This is a genomic window from Micromonospora sp. PRAS1 (assembly GCF_059553435.1).
In genome coordinates this window covers 29,234-47,193 of sequence record NZ_JCANNB010000017.1, presented here as the reverse complement: position 1 = coordinate 47,193, position 17,960 = coordinate 29,234, and the positions used below count along the sequence as shown (strand labels likewise).

Sequence of the window (17,960 nt, the reverse complement as noted above, 5' to 3'; positions counted from 1 at the left end):
CATGGCGCCCGTCTCGTATGCGCAACAACGAATGTGGTTCATCAACCGGTTCGAGGGCCAGACCGCTACCTACAACATCCCGATCCTGATCCGGATGCGCGGACGGATCGACCGGGACGGGCTGCGCGCCGCCTTCATGGATGTCCTGTCCCGCCACGAGATCCTGCGTACCGTCTATGACGAGTTCGACGGGCAGCCGCGGCAACGGATCATCGAGCCGGCCGAGCTGAGCCTGCCCTGGACCGACTGGGGATGGGTCTCCGCCGAGCAGGTCGACAGCATCGTCGCCGCGTCGGTCCGGGAGGGCTTCGACCTGTCGGTGGAGCTGCCGATCCGGGCGTACCTGCTGCGTCCCGAGCCGGACGTCGCGCTGCTCGCGGTGGTGATCCACCACATCGCCGGCGACGGCGGCTCGCTCGGCCCCTTCACCCGGGACCTCTCGGCCGCCTACCGCGCCCGCGCGGCCGGGGTGGCGCCCAACTGGGACGAACTGCCGGTGCAGTACTCCGACTACGCGCTCTGGCAGCGTGAGCTGCTGGGCGACGAGTCCGACCCGGACAGCATCTTCTCGTCCCAGCTGCGCTACTGGCGGCAGGAACTGGACGGCGTCTCCCGGCCGATCGCGCTGCCCTTCGACCGGCCGCGTCCCGCCCGGGCCAGCTATCAGGGTGCCAACCACGGGTTCGAGGTCTGCGAGGAGTTGCTCGACAAGGCCGAGCGGCTCGCCCAGTCGTACCAGGTGACCGTGCCCATGGTGTTCCAGGCCGCGCTCGTGGTCCTGCTGCACCGCCTCGGCGGCGACCGTGACATCACGCTCGGCTCACCGATCGCCGGCCGTACCGACCAGGCCCTCGAGGACCTCGTGGGCTTCTTCGTCAACACCTGGGTGCTGCGGGTCGGGCTGACCGCCGACGACTCGTTCACGCAGGTCCTGGAACAGGTTCGGCGAAAGGCCCTCGCCGCGTACGACCACCAGGACCTGCCCTTCGAGCGGCTGGTGGAGCTGCTTCGACCCGAGCGTTCGATCGCGCACCACCCCCTGTTCCAGGTCACCCTCGCCTGGCAGAACAGCGTCCGCCAGGAACTCGACCTGCCCGGCGTGACGGCCTCGATGGAGCCGGTCGCCACCGGCACGGCAAAGTTCGACCTGTTCTTCAACCTGATGCCGCACCCCGCGCGCCGGTCGGTGACCGTCGACCTCGAATACGCCACCGACCTGTTCGACAGCGCCACCGTCGAGGCGATCGCGGCCCGGTACCTGCGCGTGCTGGAGCAGGTGGTCGAGAGCCCCGACCTCGGCCTCGCCGCCCTCGACGTACCCCCGGTGCCGGCGACGCGCGGCACGCGGCCGACCGACGCCGACGAGCGCGAGAAGATCCTCTACGGCTGGAACGACACCGACCGCAGCTTCCCCTGCCCGGGACCGATCCACCTGCCGTTCGAGCGGCAGGCCGCCGCGCGGCCCGACGCGATCGCCGTGCGCTGGGCCGGCGGCACCATGACCTACCGCGAGCTGAACCGGCAGGCCAACCGGATCGCCTGGACCCTCAAGCGGCGCGGCGTACGGCCGGAGACGGTGGTGGGCGTGGCCGTCCGGCGCGGCCCGCTCATGGTCGCCGCCGTCCTCGGCGTGCTCAAGGCCGGCGGAGCGTACCTGCCGATCGGCTCGACACTGCCCTCCGACCGGGTCGCCGGCATGCTGGCCGACGCGTCCGCGACGTTGGTGCTGACCACCGAGGACACCAACAAGTGGACGCCACCGGAGGGCGTGGAACTCCTCGACGTCGGCCGGGCCGGCCTGGCGCTCTCCCTGGACGGCGAGATCAATCCCGAGCCGGTGGCGAGTGCCGACAACACGGCCTACATCATTTTCACCTCGGGAAGCACCGGGAAACCCAAGGGCGTCACCGTGGCGCACCGGCCGGTGCACAACCTGCTGAACTGGTGCTACCGGACCTTCGACTTCGGCCCCGAGGACGTGAGTCTCTGCGTCACCTCGCTCGACTTCGACCTCTCGGTCTTCGACATCTTCGGCCTGCTCGGGGCGGGCGGCGGCTTCTACCTCGCGGACGCCATCCAGCAGCGCGACCCGGAGCTGCTGCTCGACGTCCTGCTCTCGGAGCCGATCACCTTCTGGAACTCGGTGCCGGGCACGCTGAACCAACTGGTCCCGCTGCTGCCGCAGGCCGCAGGCAGCCCGGGGGTGCGGGATCTGCGCCTGGTTTTCCTCTCCGGCGACTACACCCCGCTCGCCCTGCCGGACCAGGTCCGCGCGGTCTTCCCGCGCGCCGAGATCATCAGCCTCGGCGGCGCGACCGAGGCGACCGTCTGGTCGAACTTCTTCCCGGTCGGCGCGATCGACCCCCAGTGGCGCAGCATCCCGTACGGGCGGCCCATCGACAACGCTCGCTACTACGTTCTCGACGAGAAGCTGGAGCCGTGCGCGGTCGGAGTGGAGGGCGACCTCTACATCGGCGGGCCGGTGATCGCCCTCGGGTACGTGAACCGTCCCGACCTGACCAGCGAGCGGTTCATCGCCGACCCGTTCGGCGGGGTACCCGGCCAGCGCATCTACCGTACGGGTGACCGCGCCTGCTTCTTCCCGGACGGGAACATCTGTTTCCTCGGTCGGGCCGACGGCCAGGTGAAGGTGCGGGGGTTCCGCATCGAACTGGGCGAGATCGAGTACGCCCTCGGCCGTCACCCGGCGGTGCGCCAGGGCATCGCGATCACCCGCCGGGACGCCGCCGGCGACCTGCGGCTGGTCTCCTACGTCCTGCCCGACCTGAACACGGTGGAGAGCGTGGTCGCCGCCGACGAACAGGTCCGCGAATGGCAGGAGATCTACGACCAGGGCTATCTGGAGGTCACCGACCAGGACTTCGGCGACGACTTCAACCTCTGGGTGTCGAGCTACACCGGCGAGCCCATCCCGGTCGGGCAGATGCGCGAGTGGCAGGACGCCGCCGTCGACCGGATCCTCAGCTTCACGCCGCGGCGCGTACTGGAGGTGGGCGCCGGAACCGGTCTGTTGCTCGCACGTGTCGCGGGCAGCGTGGAGGCGTACTGGGCGACCGACTTCTCGGAGCCGGTCATCGAACGGCTGGGCCGGCAGGTGACCGAGGCGGGCTGGGCCGAGCGGGTACGGCTGCTCTGCCGACGCGCGGACGACCTGAACGGGATCCCACGGATCTTCGACACCGTCGTGCTCAACTCGGTAGTGCAGTACTTCCCGAACGAGCGCTACCTGGAGCAGGTGCTCGACGGCGTCTGGGCGATGCTGGAGCCGGGCGGGCGGCTCGTGCTCGGCGACATCCGCCGGGCCCGCTCGCTGCGCGCCTTCCAGGTGGCCGTCCAGCGGGCCAAGCACGGCAACGTGCCGCCGGCACAACTGCGCAGCGCGGTGGAACAGGGCCTGCTCCTGGAAAAGGAGCTGGTAATCGACCCGGAGTGGTTCCACCGTTGGGCCGAGCGCGCGGGCGCGGCCGGTGTCGACGTGCGCCTGAAGGAGGGCGCGTTCGCCAACGAGCTGACCCGGCACCGCTACGAGGTCGTCGTGCACAAGCCGGGCGCAGCGGAGGCGGGCCGGCCTCGTGCGGTGGAGGCCGTCCCGCGCCTGGAGTGGGACGGCGACCTGGACGGGCTGGCCGGTCGCATCCGCGCACTGGACGGGCCGGTGGTACGGATCGCCGGCATCCCCAACGCGCGTGTCACGCAGGAGGTGGCGGCAGCGCGCGAGCTGGGGCTGGAGGAGTCCGAGCCGCCAACGCCGGCGCCGCTTGACCCGCACGAGATGGCGGCCTGGGCCGCCCGGCAGGGCTGGCAGGTCGCGCTTACCTGGTCGGGCAGCGCCGTCGACCAGTTCGAGGCGGTCCTGTTCACCGACGCCACCACCGGGCACCGGGCCCTGACGGGCACCTATGTCCCGGTGGCCGCCGCCGGCACCTGGATCAACGACCCGGCCGCCGCCGCGGGCATCACCGCGCTCCCTGCGGTGCTGCGGGAGTACCTGGCCAAGACGCTGCCCGAGTACATGGTCCCGTCGGCGATCGTGCCGATCGGCCGGGTGCCGCTGACGACGAACGGCAAGCTGGACCGGGCGGCGCTGCCGGTGCCGGAGTACGCCGCCGCCAGCCGTGGCCGGCCGCCGGCCACCCCCGAGGAGCAGTCGCTGTGCGAGATCTTCGCCGGTGTCCTCGGGCTCGACCGGGTCGGGGTGGACGACAACTTCTTCACCATCGGCGGCCACTCGCTGCTGGCCACCCGGGTGGTGAGCCGGATCCGCGCCGCGCACGGCGTCGAGATTCCCATCCGGACGATCTTCGAGGCGCCGACCGTCGCCGAACTTGTGGCCCACCTGACCGACCAGCGGAAGGTCCGGCCACCGCTGCGACCGCGGCCGAGACCCGATCGGCTCCCGGTCTCCTTCGCGCAGCAACGGCTGTGGTTCATCCACCGGTTCGAGGGACCGTCGCCGACCTACATCATTCCGCTGTCCATGCGGTTGCGCGGAAAGCTGGACGTGCCCGCGTTGCGGCAGGCGGTGCACGATGTCGTGGTCCGGCACGAGTCGCTGCGCACGGTCTTCGACGAGGTGGACGGGGTGCCGTACCAGCGGACTCTCGACCCGGACGGGTTGGAGATCCCGTGGCAGGAGCACGAGGTCGCCGAGTCCGGCCTCCAGGAGGCGCTGCGCCTGGCGGCCCGTCAGCCGTTCGACCTGGCCACCGAAGTACCGGTACGCGCCGCGCTGTTCCACGTCGGCGAACACGACGCGGTGCTGCTGCTCCCGTTGCACCACATCGCGGCGGACGGCTGGTCACTGGGCCCGCTGGCCGAGGACCTGACCGAGGCGTACGCCGCCAGGTGCGACGGGCAGCGACCGCAGTGGGCCGCACTGCCGGTCCAGTACGCCGACTACACGCTGTGGCAGCGTGACCTCCTCGGCGGCGACGATCCGCACGGCCTGTACCGGCGGCAGCTGGACTACTGGACGGGGCAGCTCGCCGACCTGCCGGAGTCGCTGGACCTGCCGACCGATCGGGCCCGCCCGGCCGTCGCGTCCTTCGCCGGCGAGACGCTACCCGTGGCCCTCGACGAGTCGCTCACCGAGGACATCCGCAAGCTGGCCCTGCGTACCGGCACCACCGTGTCGATGGTGCTCCAGGCCGGTCTCGCGGGCCTGCTCAGCAGGCTCGGCGCCGGCAACGACATCCCGATCGGGTCGCCGATCGCCGGCCGGACGGACGAGGCGCTCAACCGCCTGGTGGGCTTCTTCGTCAACACCTGGGTGGCGCGCGTCGACACCAGCGGCGGCCCCAGCCTGATCGAGCTGGTGGAGCGGGTCCGGGAGGTGAGCCTCGCCGCCTACGACCACCAGGACATTCCGTTCGAGCACCTGGTCGAGGCGCTGAACCCGGTGCGCTCGACCGCGCACCACCCGCTGTTCCAGGTCTGCCTGGCCCTGCAGAACAACGTGCAGCCGGCCTTCGACCTGCCCGGACTGAAGGTGTCCCACGAGCCGGTCGACATGGGCATCTCCCGGTTCGACCTGTTCCTGAACCTGCTGGAGGAGAGCACCGGCGAGGGCACCAGCCGGATCGCCGGAGTCGCCGAGTACGCCACGGAACTGTTCGACCGGGACACGGTCACCGCGCTGCTGGAGCGCTGGCGGCACATGCTGCGGCAGTGGGTCGCCGCTCCGGACGCCCCGATCGGCGCCGTGGAGATCCGCACCCGGGACGACCTGGCCGCCCTTGAGCAGTGGACCGGCCGAGTCCGGGGCTCCGAGCGCGTCGTCGGGACCATCCCCGGGCGCTTCGCCGCCGTGGCCGCCGAGCAGCCGGAGGCCGTCGCCCTGGTGGCCGCCGACGGCGAGGAGAGCTGGACGTACGGCGAACTCGACAGGTGGGCCAACCGGATCGCCCACCATCTCCGTGCGCGCGGCGTCCGTCCACAGCACCGGGTGGCGTTGATCATGGACAGGTCCCCGATGCTTGTCGCGGCGGTGCTGGGCACGCTCAAGGCGGGCGCCTGCTACGTGCCGGTGGAACCCACCTGGCCGCGGGCCCGGATCGACCTGGTACTCGCCGACCTCGACCCGGCCCTCGTGATCGACGAACGGCTGGCCGAGGAGGATCTGGCCGGCTACCCGACGTTCCCGCCGGACACCGCCGACGTCGGCGCGGAACACCTCGCCTACCTGATGTACACCTCCGGCTCCACGGGGACGCCGAAGGGCGTCGAGGTGAGCCATCGGAACGTACTCGCTCTCGCGCTCGACCCGTGCTGGGTCGGCGCTGCCCAGCAGCGGGTACTGGTGCACGCCCCGCCGACCTTCGACGCCTCCACGTACGAGATGTGGGTGCCGCTGCTGCACGGCGCGGCGGCCGTGGTCGCGCCGCCGGGGAAGCTGGACGCTGCCCGACTGGCGACGCTCGTCGCCGAGCGGGACGTGACGGCGCTGTGGCTCCCGGCCGGACTGTTCGATCTGATCACGCAGCACCATCCGGGGTGTTTCGCCCAGGTGCGCGAGGTGTGGGCCGGCGGCGACGTGCTCTCCCCGGCGGCCGTGCGACGGCTGGTGCGCGACGACGGCACGCTCACCGTGGTGAACGGGTACGGTCCCACCGAGACCACCACCTTCGCGGCCCGGTACCGGATGTCCGCACCGGCGCGTTGCAAGGACCCGCTGCCGATCGGCGAGCCCATGGCGGGCAGCCGCCTGTACGCCCTCGACGACCGGCTCCGCCAGGTGCCGCAGGGCGTGGTCGGAGAGCTCTACGTCGGTGGCGACGGGGTGGCCCGCGGGTACGCGAACCGGCCACATCTGACCGGCGAGCGCTTCGTCGCCGATCCCTTCGGGCGCCCGGGGGAGCGGATGTACCGCACCGGCGACCTGGTCCGGTGGAACCACGACGGGCAACTCGAATTCCTGGGCCGCGTCGACGAGCAGGTGAAGATCCGCGGTTTCCGGGTCGAGCCGGGAGAGGTCGAAGCGGCGCTGCGGAAACGGGACGGCGTGGCGCAGGCGGTCGTGGTTGCCCGTACGGACCGACTCGGCGAGCGGCGGCTGGTGGCCTACGTGGTCCCGGAAATGCCGGCGGGCTCGGAGGACGACTCGACCGAACATGTCGAGAAGTGGCGCGCGATCTACGACTCGATGTACGACGAGACCGAGGTCGACGCGACCGAGATCGGCAACGACTTCACCGGGTGGAAGAGTTCCTACACCCGCGACAACATCCCGCTGTCGGAGATGCGCCGGTGGCGCGACCACGTCGTCGAGCAGGTACGCGGCCTGCGGGCGCGCCGGATCCTGGAGATCGGGGTCGGCTCGGGTCTCCTGCTCGGGCCGCTGGCACCCGAGGCGGAGGCGTACTGGGGCACCGACTTCTCGTTGCCGGTCATCGAGCGCCTGGACGTCCAGGTCGGCGCGGATCCGGGCCTGACGGAGAAGGTGTCGCTGCGCTGCCAGCACGCCGACGTCGCCGACGAACTGCCGGTGGAGTACTTCGACACCGTCATCCTGAACTCCGTCGTGCAGTACTTCCCGGACGCCGCCTATCTCTCCCGGGTGCTGGACGTCGCCCTGGACCGGCTCGCGCCGGGTGGCCGGATCCTCGTCGGCGACGTCCGGAACCACCACACCCTGCGGGCGTTCCTGACGGCCGTCCATCACGCGCAACACCCGGGCGACAGCGCGTCGGCCGTCCGGGCGGCGGTCGAGCGGGCCGTCCTGGCCGAGAAGGAACTGGTAGTCGATCCGGGATTCTTCACCGAGTGGGCACGGAGCCGGCGCGACGTGGTGGCCGTGGACATCCGGCTGAAGCCGGGCGCGGAACAGAACGAACTCACCCGACACCGCTACGAGGTCGTCCTGCACAAGCAGCCGAGCCAACCGTTGCACCTCGCGGACGTGCGGACGGCGAACTGGGGCGCGGAGGTGTCCGGCCTGTCCGAGCTGGCGACCGCGCTGGCCCGGCACGGCGGTCACCTGCGGTTGGCCCGGATCCCGAACGGCAGGCTGGTGAGCGAGGCGGTTCAGTGCGGCGTGCCCACCGAGACCGCTGGGGGAGCGGGGTCCGGGGGCGGCCCACCGAGCGGCACGCCCCTGGACCCGCACGAGTTGCAGATCTGGGGCGAGCAGCAGGGCTACTCGGTCCACTGCACCTGGTCGGCGGAGGCACCCGGCTGGTTCGAGGCGGTGATCATCCCGGCCGACAGCGCGCACTGCCTTGACGGTGTGTACCGGCCGATGGAGACCGAGCTCCGGCAGCTGACCAACGTGCCAGCGGCGGCGCGCCGGGTGTCGCGGCTGCCGTCGTGGCTGCGCGAGGAACTGGCGGCGGAGCTGCCGGATCACCTGGTGCCGAGCGACATAGTGGTCATGGAACGGCTGCCGTTGACCGCCAACGGAAAGATCGACCAGAGCAGCCTGCCGGAGACGGAGCAGGCCGACCGGGAGTACGGCTCGCCGCGTACGCCCCTGGAGGCGGAACTGGCCGGTCTCTTCGCCGAGGTGCTGGGCGTCGACCGGGTGGGCATCGAGGACGACTTCTTCGACTGCGGTGGCAGTTCTCTCCAGGTCATCCGGCTCATCTGGCGGATCCGCGCGGAGCTGGGTTTCGACATTCCGGTCCGGACCATCTTCCAGCATCCGAGCGTGGCCGAGGTCGCCGAGCAGCTGGCGGCCGGCAGGGAGGGCGTCGAGTTCGACGACCCCTTCTCGGTGGTGCTGCCGATCCGGACCGACGGCGACCGGGCGCCGATCTGGTTGGTGCCGCCGGGCGGCGGCCTGTCCTGGGCCTATCTCGGTTTCGCCCAGCACCTGGACCGCTCCCGGCCGATCTACGGCCTCCAGGCTCGTGGTTTCGTCGGGGACCCGCGGGCGACCTCGATCGAGGGCATGGTGGATGACTACGTCGACCAGATCCTGCGGGTCCAGCCGGAGGGCCCCTACAACGTCCTGGGCTGGTCGCTGGGGGGCCCGATCGCCCAGGCGGTGGCCGCCGAGCTTCAGCGCCGGGACTGCGAGGTGGAACTGCTGGCCGTCCTCGACTCGGGTCCGGCGAGCTACTTCGCCGATTTCCAGACTCCCGACGAGAAGCTGGTGCGCAGGTACCTGGCGCATTACATGGGCCCGCTCGCGGGAATGGCGGAATTCGAGTCGCTCGTGCAGACGTCGACCGCCCTGTTCATCGAGCACACCGAGCTGATGACGCAATTCACCTCGCCGCCGTTCCAGGGCGATCTGATCTTCTTTGCCGCCCTCATCGACCAGGGCACCCGGGAACGCCGGCAACTCGAGGTGGAACTGGACGTCCAGTGGCGGGAGTACACCAAGGGGGCCGTGCGGCGCTTCGACATCGAATGCGCCCACAACGAAATGATGTGGCCGGAGAACGCGGCCATGATCAGCCGTATCGTCAACGAGATCGTCAGTTCGGCCCGATGACCCGGATTCCGCCCCGCCCTGGAGGCGGACGTGACAGCTACGGAGGAAAGATGAGCGTGAACCCGTTCGATGACGAGAACGGCGAGTTCCACGTGTTGGTGAACGACGAGGAGCAGCACTCGCTGTGGCCCACCTTCGTCGACGTACCCGAGGGCTGGCGCATCGTGTTCGGGCCGGCCGGTCGAGCGGAGAGTGTCGCGTACGTGGAGGAGAACTGGACCGATATGCGGCCCAAGAGCCTGCGTGCGGCGATGCAGGCAGCCTGAGGTACGTCGCGGGCCCGCCGGAGGCGGCATCCACCTGCGGGCCCGCAATTTAAACTTCCGCGATGCCGAGGCGCGTTAGGCACGGGCAAAGTCTTCATTGGATGTCTAGGTATACAACTGGGGTGGCAAGTCGGGGGCGTGCTCAGTCCGGTGCCACACCCGACTCCGCGTCGCGTGCCGAACAGCTTTGGAGGCCCCATGACCGTCGTGTCGCCCAGGCAGAGCCAAGACGATCTCTCACCCGTCGCGGACACCCATGACCTCATCCGGGTGGTCGGGGCCCGGGAGAACAACCTCAAGGACATCCGGCTGGAGATCCCGAAGCGCCGGCTGACCGTGTTCACCGGTGTGTCCGGCTCGGGAAAGAGTTCCCTGGTGTTCGACACGATCGCCGCGGAGTCGCAACGGTTGATCAACGAGACCTACAGCGCGTTCGTGCAAGGGTTCATGCCCACTCTGTCGCGTCCCGACGTAGACGTGCTCGACGGCCTCACCACGGCGATCATCGTCAGCCAGGAGCGGATCGGCAACAATCCGCGTTCCACCGTCGGCACCGTGACGGACGCCAACGCGATGCTGCGCATCCTGTTCAGCCGGCTCGGCGAGCCACGGCTGAGTTCCCCCCGGTCGTACTCGTTCAACATTCCCTCGATAAGCGTCGCGAGCGCGGTCACCGTCGGCCAGGGCAGCCGGGCGGTCGAGGAACAACGCAGCTTCGACGTCGCCGGCGGCATGTGCCCGCGCTGCGAGGGCATGGGCCTGGTCAACGACATCGACCTCAGCCAGCTCTACGACGCCACCAGGTCGCTCGACGAGGGCGCCATCCGGGTGCCCGGCTACCAGGTCGGCGGCTACAACCACCGGCTCTACGCCGGCTCCGGGCTGCTCGATCCCGGCAAGCCCGTCGAGAAGTACACAGCAAAAGAGCTCGACGACTTCCTCTACCGCGAACCGACCCGGCTGAAGATCGGCGACTACCACACGAACTACGAAGGACTTGTCGCAAGGGTCCAGAAGACGCTGCTCAGCAAGGACATCGAGGCACTTCAGCCGCACGTACGCGCCTTCGTGGAGCGGGCGGTCACGTTCACGGCGTGCCCCGACTGCGGCGGTACCCGGCTCAACGAGCAGGCCCGGGCATCCAGGATCGAGGGCCGCAACATCGCCGACGCCTCCGCGATGCAGATCAACGACCTCGCCGAATGGGTTCGCGGCCTGGCCGAGCCATCCGTCGCGCCGCTGCTCTCCTCGCTCCTGCACACGCTCGACTCGTTCGTCAGCATCGGGCTGGGCTACCTCTCGCTGGACCGGGCCTCCGGCACGCTCTCCGGCGGCGAGGCACAGCGGGTCAAGATGATCCGACACCTCGGTTCACCGCTGACCGACGTCACCTACGTCTTCGACGAGCCGACCATCGGGCTGCACCCGCACGACATCGAACGGATGAACAAACTCCTGCTGCGGCTGCGCGACAGGGGCAACACGGTGCTCGTCGTGGAGCACAAGCCGGAGACCATCGCCATCGCCGACCACGTCGTCGATCTCGGCCCCGGCGCCGGCACCGCGGGCGGCACCATCTGCTTCGAAGGCACCGTCGAGGAGCTGCGCAGTGCCGACACGCTTACCGGCCGCCATCTTGACGACAAGGCCTCGCTGAAGGACAAGGTGCGTACCCGGTCGGGCTCGCTCGAGATCCGTGGCGCGAGCAAACACAACCTGCGCGACGTCGACGTCGACATCCCGCTCGGCGTGCTCGTCGTGGTGACCGGCGTGGCCGGCTCCGGCAAGAGCTCGCTTGTCGAAGGGTCGGTGTCGGGACGCGACGGCGTGACCACGATCGACCAGGGGCCGATCAAGGGCTCACGTCGAAGCAACCCGGCCACCTACACCGGCCTTCTCGATCCCATCCGCAAGGCGTTCGCCAAGGCGAACGGCGTGAAGCCGGCGCTGTTCAGCTCGAACTCCGAGGGGGCCTGTGTCACCTGCAAGGGGGCGGGCGTCATCTACACCGACCTGGCGATCATGGCGGGCGTGGCAACCACCTGTGACGACTGCGAGGGCCGGCGGTTCCAGGACTCCGTGCTCCAGTACCGTCTCGGCGGACGCGACATCAGCGAAGTGCTGTCCATGTCCGTGGCCGAGGCCGGACGCTTCTTCGCTGGAGGTCAGGCACGTACGCCCGCCGCCGTGACCATCCTCGAACGGCTCGCCGACGTCGGGCTCGGCTACCTCTCCCTCGGCCAGCCACTGCCCACGCTCTCCGGCGGCGAGCGGCAGCGGCTCAAGCTGGCCGCACACCTGGCGGACGAGGGTGGCGTCGTCGTGCTCGACGAGCCGACCACCGGCCTGCACCTCGCCGACGTCGAACAACTGCTCGGTCTGCTCGACCGGCTGGTCGACTCCGGCCGGTCGGTGATCGTCATCGAGCACCACCAGGCGGTAATGGCCCATGCCGACTGGATCATCGATCTCGGCCCGGCCGCCGGCCACGACGGCGGTCGCGTCGTCTTCGAAGGCACTCCGGCCGATCTCGTAGCCAGCCGCGCCACCCTCACCGGCGAACACCTCGCGGCGTACGTAGGGGCCTGACGGCCCGGCTGACCCGGTGACCGGCCGCCTGCACTGGTGGCCGGTCACCGCCTCGTGGAAGCGGCCGTTACCTTTCAGTCGCTCACCCCTCGCCACGGGCGCGCCCGCGCATCCCCGCAGCGCAGACCCGACCGCCGCGTGGCTGCTCCGCCCTGCCCTGACCAGCCCTGGCGAAGTTCTTTCATCCTTGTGGCATGCATGTTGCGTGATCCCATGGTCGCGTTGAGTATTGGGAATCGTCATTGGATATCTCGCCTGCGGGGGATGCGGTGATGGAGGCGACCGGCGCTACGGCTGCGCAGGTGCGAGCACCGGCCGAGCCGAGCCGGCCTCCGTCCCGTAGGAGGTCGAGGCCGCCATGGACACACAGTCGAGGCGATGCCGCCACGGATCCGTGTCCATGACGCCTTGAAGGATTCGTTGACCGCGACCCGTCGCCGATGGTGACGGGAGCAGGGCCTTTCGCGAGATGTTTTGGGGGATTTGCTTGTGGGCGGTCGGAACTCCGATGTCGTCTTCATCCGCTGGCCTGCGCAGGCGGACCTGAGAACCCGCTGCCGGAAGGAGGGAGTGCCGCGGCTGCTCGTCGTCGAGGGTGGTGCGCAGCCGCCGATAAGCAACGACCCGGTCGAGGACTGGGTCCGGCCGCCGGTGTCCCGGAAAGACCTGGAGGCGCGGGTCAAGGCCCTACAGCAACGCTTCAACAGCCGCCGGCTGCCGGCCGTCGACTCCACCGGGACGTTGACCTTCGGCCGTCACTCGATCGTCATCTCCAACACCCAGGCCGAGCTGATGCGGCTGCTCATCGAACGCTTCGGCGAGGTCGTGTACCGCATCGAGTTCGTGCAGTGCCTCGCCATCAAGACGCCCGCGCTGAACAGGAACTCGCTCGACCTGCACATCATGCGGTTGCGTCGTCGGCTCCTACCGATCGACCTGGCGATCCGGACCGTGTGGGGTCGGGGCTACATGCTGGCGTACGCGGCCTCCGCCGAGGCCATCATCAGAAACGCCAGCGGCCTGTGACCAGTGCGGGCCGGCGCTGACCGCAGCGCCTCAGCTTGCCGTACGGTCGAGTTGAAGGCTGCGGTGCACGGCCTCTGCCGGTCCGGCGGGCGCGGCGAGGAGGGCGTCCAGGGCGCCGGTGCGGCCCTCGCGGACGAACCATTCCCGGCCGTAGGCGGCGGCGAAGCATGCGGGGTCGAGGTCCGCAGCCCCGACCTGGCTGGCGTGGGTGGCCATCGCGGCCATCTTCGCGAGCAGGTCGGCGCCTTCCGCATCGACGGCGAGCGAGATCCGGGACGCCGGGACCCCCACGTCCGTCAGGTCGCCGGCAGCCCGCTGCAACACGTGACGCGGCCCCGCACGCAGCGCCGAGGCATCCACGGTGGCCTGGTATCCCGCCAGCTGAAGGCGGTGGGTGACCAGAGCGCCCACCCGGTGCACCTGAACGTGGTCGACGTGCCGGTAGATGCCGCCGGGATCATAGTGAACCACCGTGCTCGCACCCTCTCGGCTGGCGATCCGAGCCACCTGCCGGGCGACCTTCGGGGCGGACGCCGCGCCGAGGGTGCCGGCCCGGTAGGGACCGCCGTGCGCACCGGAATCGGCGTAGCCCAGCACCTCCAAGCTGGCTACGCCGAGCAGGTCACACGCGCGTTCGAGTTCGGCGAGACGGCGGCTGCGCAGGCTCTCACCGCGGGACAACGGCACGTGTGGGACACCGGCGGCACCATCGGTGGCCATGACGAGGATGACGCGGGCGCCGGCGTCGGCCAGCCGGCGCATGGTCAGCCCGGTGAAGATTGCCTCGTCGTCCGGGTGGGCGTGCAGGACGATGACCGTGTGCGAGGAGAGCATGATGTGATCCCGTTGTGGTCGCGGCGGCTGAGCACTGTCGTGACGGACAGCGCGTCCGGCCACGCGCTGCGACGCACTCCGCTCGAACCGGAAGCCGAAGAAGCCGACGGTGTGGTGCCCGTGCCGGGTGCTGCGCGGGAAACGGCTAGGTGACAGCCACCGCCCCCCACTCGCGTGGCGGTACGTCACGAAGGTGTCGCGTGAACTCCCACAGATGACCTTCCAGGTCACGGACCAGGTACTGGCGCAGTCCCCACGGTTTGTCCCGCAAGGGCTGCACGATGTCGGCGCCCGCCGCCGTGGAGCGCACGAAGTGCTCGTCGACGTCCGGGACCCAGACGATGATCTGCTTGCAGGTGTGCCCGCCGGTGCAGGTGACCGGGTAGGGCTCGTCGGTACGCCGGACCATGACGATCCCACCGCCGGTGTCCAGATCGGCGTGTCGGATGGCCCCGGCGGCCGGCTGCCGGAGCAGCAGGCGGAACCCGAAGACCCGTACCAGCCAGTCGACAGCACGATCGGGGTCCGCGTAGGCGAGTTCGACGACCACGTGAGGGAAGCCGCGAGCCGGGTCGTACACGGAGTCTCCTTCATGCTTCCGAGTTCCTTGTCAGGGCAGGCTACTCACGTTCGGTGGCACCGGGGCCTGCGACGAAGCATCTGCGAAAGAGGTCGGCCGGCCGGGGTGTCGACGCCGGAGGCACGGAGGCCGCGCGGCCCGGGGCGCAGTAGCGGTGCAGCTGACCCGACGGTAGGTTCATGGCGATGACCTGGATCACCCAGATGCTGGTGCGGAATGCTCAGCGGTACCCTCAGCGTCCCGCGCTGGTGGCTGGGGACGGGGCGCTCACCTACCGCGAACTCGTCAAGCATGTCGGCTCCACAGCGGATGAGCTGCGGCGTCGCGGAGTTCTCGACGGCGACATCGTCGCCATCGCACTCCGTCGCGGCATCCGCCAGGTCGTCACCGCCCTCGCGGCGATGTGGCTCAGGGCGCCGTTCGTGATCGTCGACGTCGACGACCCGGCTGACCGGCGGCGCGCCCAGATCCGGGCCTCCCTCGCGGCGTGGCTCGTCGTCGAGGCGGACGCGGATGAGGCGGCCACCGGGGCCGGCGTGCCGACGTTGCGGGCACCGGCCCTCGCCGAGGTGGCCGCCGGCCCCGAGCTGGGCTCGCCGGATGCCGATGACGCCGCATACATCGTCTTCACCTCAGGTACGACCGGTGCGCCCAAGTCGGTGGCCGTGCCCTACCGGGCGCTCGACAACTACACCCGGTTTCTCGGTTCCGTGCTGGCCCGGGTCAGACCGGCGGGCCGTCCGTTGTCGTGCGCCAGCGTGACCAGCTTCGCGACCGATCTCGGTCACACGGCGATCTTTCCGGCGCTCGTCTCGGGCGACGCAGTCCATCTCGTGGACAAGCCCACCATGATGGACCCGCTGGCGTTCGGAAACTACCTGCGTACCCATTCGATCGACGTGCTCAAGTCGACACCGTCGCACATCTCGGTGCACCTGGACGCCGCAGCGGGCGATGTTCTGCCCAGCAAGCTGATGATTTTCGGTGGTGAGCGGCTCTCCTGGGACCTCGTCGACCGGGTGACGAAGGTCGGCACCTGTGAGGTGCTCAACCACTATGGTCCGTCCGAGACCACCATCGGTGTGCTGACCTACCCGGTCGATCCATTCCGAACGGAGCACCGCGCGAGCGCTCACGTGCCGATCGGCAAGCCGATCGACGGAGTCTCGGTCGAAGTGGTGGACGCGCAGCTCCGGGCGGTGCGGCCGGGCGAGACAGGAGAACTGCTGGTCTGGGGGGAGTGCGTGGCGCTGGGCTATCTGGGGTCACGTGACGAGACGCGCGTACGGTTCGTACCGCTCCCGCTGGAGTTCCGGCCACCCGGTGCCGGCGTACCGCCTGCGATCGCCTACCGGACGGGCGACACGGTGCGCCGGCTCGCCAGCGGCGACATCGAGTTCCTCGGGCGCAAGGACCGCCAGATCAAGCTGCACGGGCAGCGGATCGAGCTCGGCGAGGTGGAATCCGCGCTGCGCGGCTATCCGGATGTGCGTGACGCAGTAGTCGTCCATCACGAGGACACTGGGCTCGGCGCGTACCTCGTCGTCGCAGATCCGGCCAGACCGCCGGATTCGAAATCGTTGCGGAACTTCCTCAGGAAGGCGCTGCCCGTGTCGGCGATACCGCGCGCTTTCACCGTACTGGAAAGCATTCCACTGACGCTGAGTGGAAAGCTGGACGCGAACAAACTCGCGTTCGCCGGCCGGGCCGTCGACTCCGCGATATTGGTGCGGCGTGTCGAGGACTGAGAACGGCGCCGGGATCGGTCACCCGGCGACCGCTCGGGGCAACAGATAGAGGGGAAAAGGTTGAACGTACACGTCGTCGGAGCCTCGCTGTTTCTTCCCGGAGGCATGCGGAGCCGGAAAGATCTCGGGGTGGCGCTATTCGAAAACGAGGATCAGTGTGAGCGAGTCAGGATGTTTCCTGACGACGAACTGCGTACCGATCTGACGCGGTTCCGGATCGCGCCACGTCAGGCCCGCGTCATGGATCCGCAGCAGCTACTGATTCTCGACTGTGCCGAGCGTGCATTGGCGGACGCGGGAATATCGCCCAAGGACCTTGCGGGTAGCCAGACCGGTGTCTTCGTCGGGATGAGTGAGTCGGACTTCGTCCACACGCTCGACGTGGACCAGATCCCCGATGCCAACCGTTCGTATCTCGGCATCGGCAACGCCCGTGGCGCGGCCGCCGGCCGGGTCTCCTACACGTTCGACCTGCACGGTCCCAGCTGGCAGGTCGACACGACCTGCTCGTCGGGGCTCGTCGCGCTCCGGCACGGGATCACTGCTCTGCTCAGCGGCGATGCCGATCTCTCCCTCGTCATCGCGAGCCACCTGGTGCGAAGCGACTTCGGGAAGTTGATCCGCTCGGCCACCGGGGCGCTGTCGCCCTCCGACTCCTGCCGCGCCTTCGAGGCGGAGGCCGACGGATTCACCCTGGGCGAGGGCGTCGTGGCAGTGGTGCTCGCGCCCGAACGGCCGGGGACGCATTCGCTCGGTCGGGTGCATTGCGCGGTGAACCACGACGGCCGCACAGCCGGCCTGACCGTCCCCAACCTGCACGCCCAGCGCGACGTCATCGAACGCGCGCTGCGGATGAGCGGCCTGCCCGGCAGCGATATCGGCTACGTCGAAGCGCACGGCACGGGAACCCCCCTCGGTGACCCCATCGAAGTCGCCGCCCTCGCGGCGGCCTATCGCACCGCGGATCGCACCGCTCCGCTGCTCATCGGCTCCAACAAACCCCAGTTCGGGCATCTTGAGGCCGCTTCGGGTCTGCTCTCGCTGGTCGTCGCCCTCGAGGTTCTCGAACAGCAGCGTCCACCCGCCACGAAGAACCCGGGGCAACCCAGCGAACTGATTCCCTGGGCGGACCACAACATCCGACCCACGCTCGGCGAGTTCGCCTGTCCGGACACCATTTCTAGCGTCGGCGTCAGCGCTTTTGGCCTGTCCGGAACAAATGCCCACGCAATCGTTTCCCGAGTGCTGTGAACGGTGCGCCGTTTGGTTTGTCAACTCCTCGGACGAGGTTGCCGTGATGAAGGCAGCGGCATGATCTAGGCCGTATCAGCATCACCTGTGCATTATCGGACATGGCTCCCGCAGTCAGTTCCTCGTCACTGTCCAGAGGCTACGCCAGAACAGCGCGTGATGCATCCGGCAACTGTTGGCGAGGCGTTCCGTGGGCCAGTGTCGAGTGC

At 69.5% G+C, this 17,960-nt stretch carries 8 protein-coding genes; 6 read left to right on the top strand and 2 right to left on the bottom strand.

All coding sequences use genetic code 11. From position 1 onward, the window contains the following. The first annotated feature begins 1 nt into the window (after position 1). The 4 genes from AC507J_RS17865 to AC507J_RS17850 all read left to right on the top strand — a co-directional run bounded on the left by AC507J_RS17865 (position 2) and on the right by AC507J_RS17850 (position 13,338). The gene (locus AC507J_RS17865; protein ID WP_496290291.1) at positions 2-9,457 is read left to right on the top strand and encodes an amino acid adenylation domain-containing protein; all 9,456 of its coding nucleotides are present in this window, start codon (positions 2-4) and stop codon (positions 9,455-9,457) included. A gap of 50 nt (positions 9,458-9,507) precedes the next feature. Beyond that, on the top strand, positions 9,508-9,723 hold the full coding sequence (locus AC507J_RS17860; RefSeq protein WP_496290290.1) for an MbtH family protein: 216 nt from the start codon (positions 9,508-9,510) through the stop codon (positions 9,721-9,723). Positions 9,724-9,921: 198 nt separating this feature from the next. After that, positions 9,922-12,312, top strand: coding sequence for an ATP-binding cassette domain-containing protein (locus AC507J_RS17855; RefSeq protein ID WP_496290289.1), 2,391 nt, complete (start codon positions 9,922-9,924; stop codon positions 12,310-12,312). 570 nt (positions 12,313-12,882) lie between these two features. Next, the gene (locus AC507J_RS17850; RefSeq protein ID WP_496290288.1) at positions 12,883-13,338 is read left to right on the top strand and encodes a winged helix-turn-helix domain-containing protein; all 456 of its coding nucleotides are present in this window, start codon (positions 12,883-12,885) and stop codon (positions 13,336-13,338) included. Positions 13,339-13,368: 30 nt separating this feature from the next. Here the strand turns inward: AC507J_RS17850 and AC507J_RS17845 are convergent, their stop codons facing one another. Both AC507J_RS17845 and AC507J_RS17840 read right to left on the bottom strand, forming a co-directional pair. Beyond that, complete coding sequence (locus tag AC507J_RS17845) at positions 13,369-14,172, bottom strand: PIG-L deacetylase family protein (protein ID WP_496290287.1); 804 nt, start codon at positions 14,170-14,172, stop codon at positions 13,369-13,371. 145 nt (positions 14,173-14,317) lie between these two features. Continuing rightward, the gene (locus AC507J_RS17840; protein WP_496290286.1) at positions 14,318-14,752 is read right to left on the bottom strand and encodes a VOC family protein; all 435 of its coding nucleotides are present in this window, start codon (positions 14,750-14,752) and stop codon (positions 14,318-14,320) included. A 185-nt stretch (positions 14,753-14,937) separates the two neighbouring features. Here AC507J_RS17840 and AC507J_RS17835 point away from each other — a divergent pair, with 185 nt between their 5' ends. Together AC507J_RS17835 and AC507J_RS17830 are read left to right on the top strand one after the other, a co-directional pair. Then, positions 14,938-16,500 carry an amino acid adenylation domain-containing protein gene (locus AC507J_RS17835; protein ID WP_496290285.1) on the top strand — a complete coding sequence of 521 codons (1,563 nt, stop codon included), beginning with the start codon at positions 14,938-14,940 and terminating at the stop codon, positions 16,498-16,500. A 171-nt stretch (positions 16,501-16,671) separates the two neighbouring features. Then, positions 16,672-17,751 (top strand): beta-ketoacyl [acyl carrier protein] synthase domain-containing protein, encoded by a 1,080-nt coding sequence (locus AC507J_RS17830; protein ID WP_496290284.1) that lies wholly within the window; start codon positions 16,672-16,674, stop codon positions 17,749-17,751. Positions 17,752-17,960 lie beyond the last annotated feature (209 nt).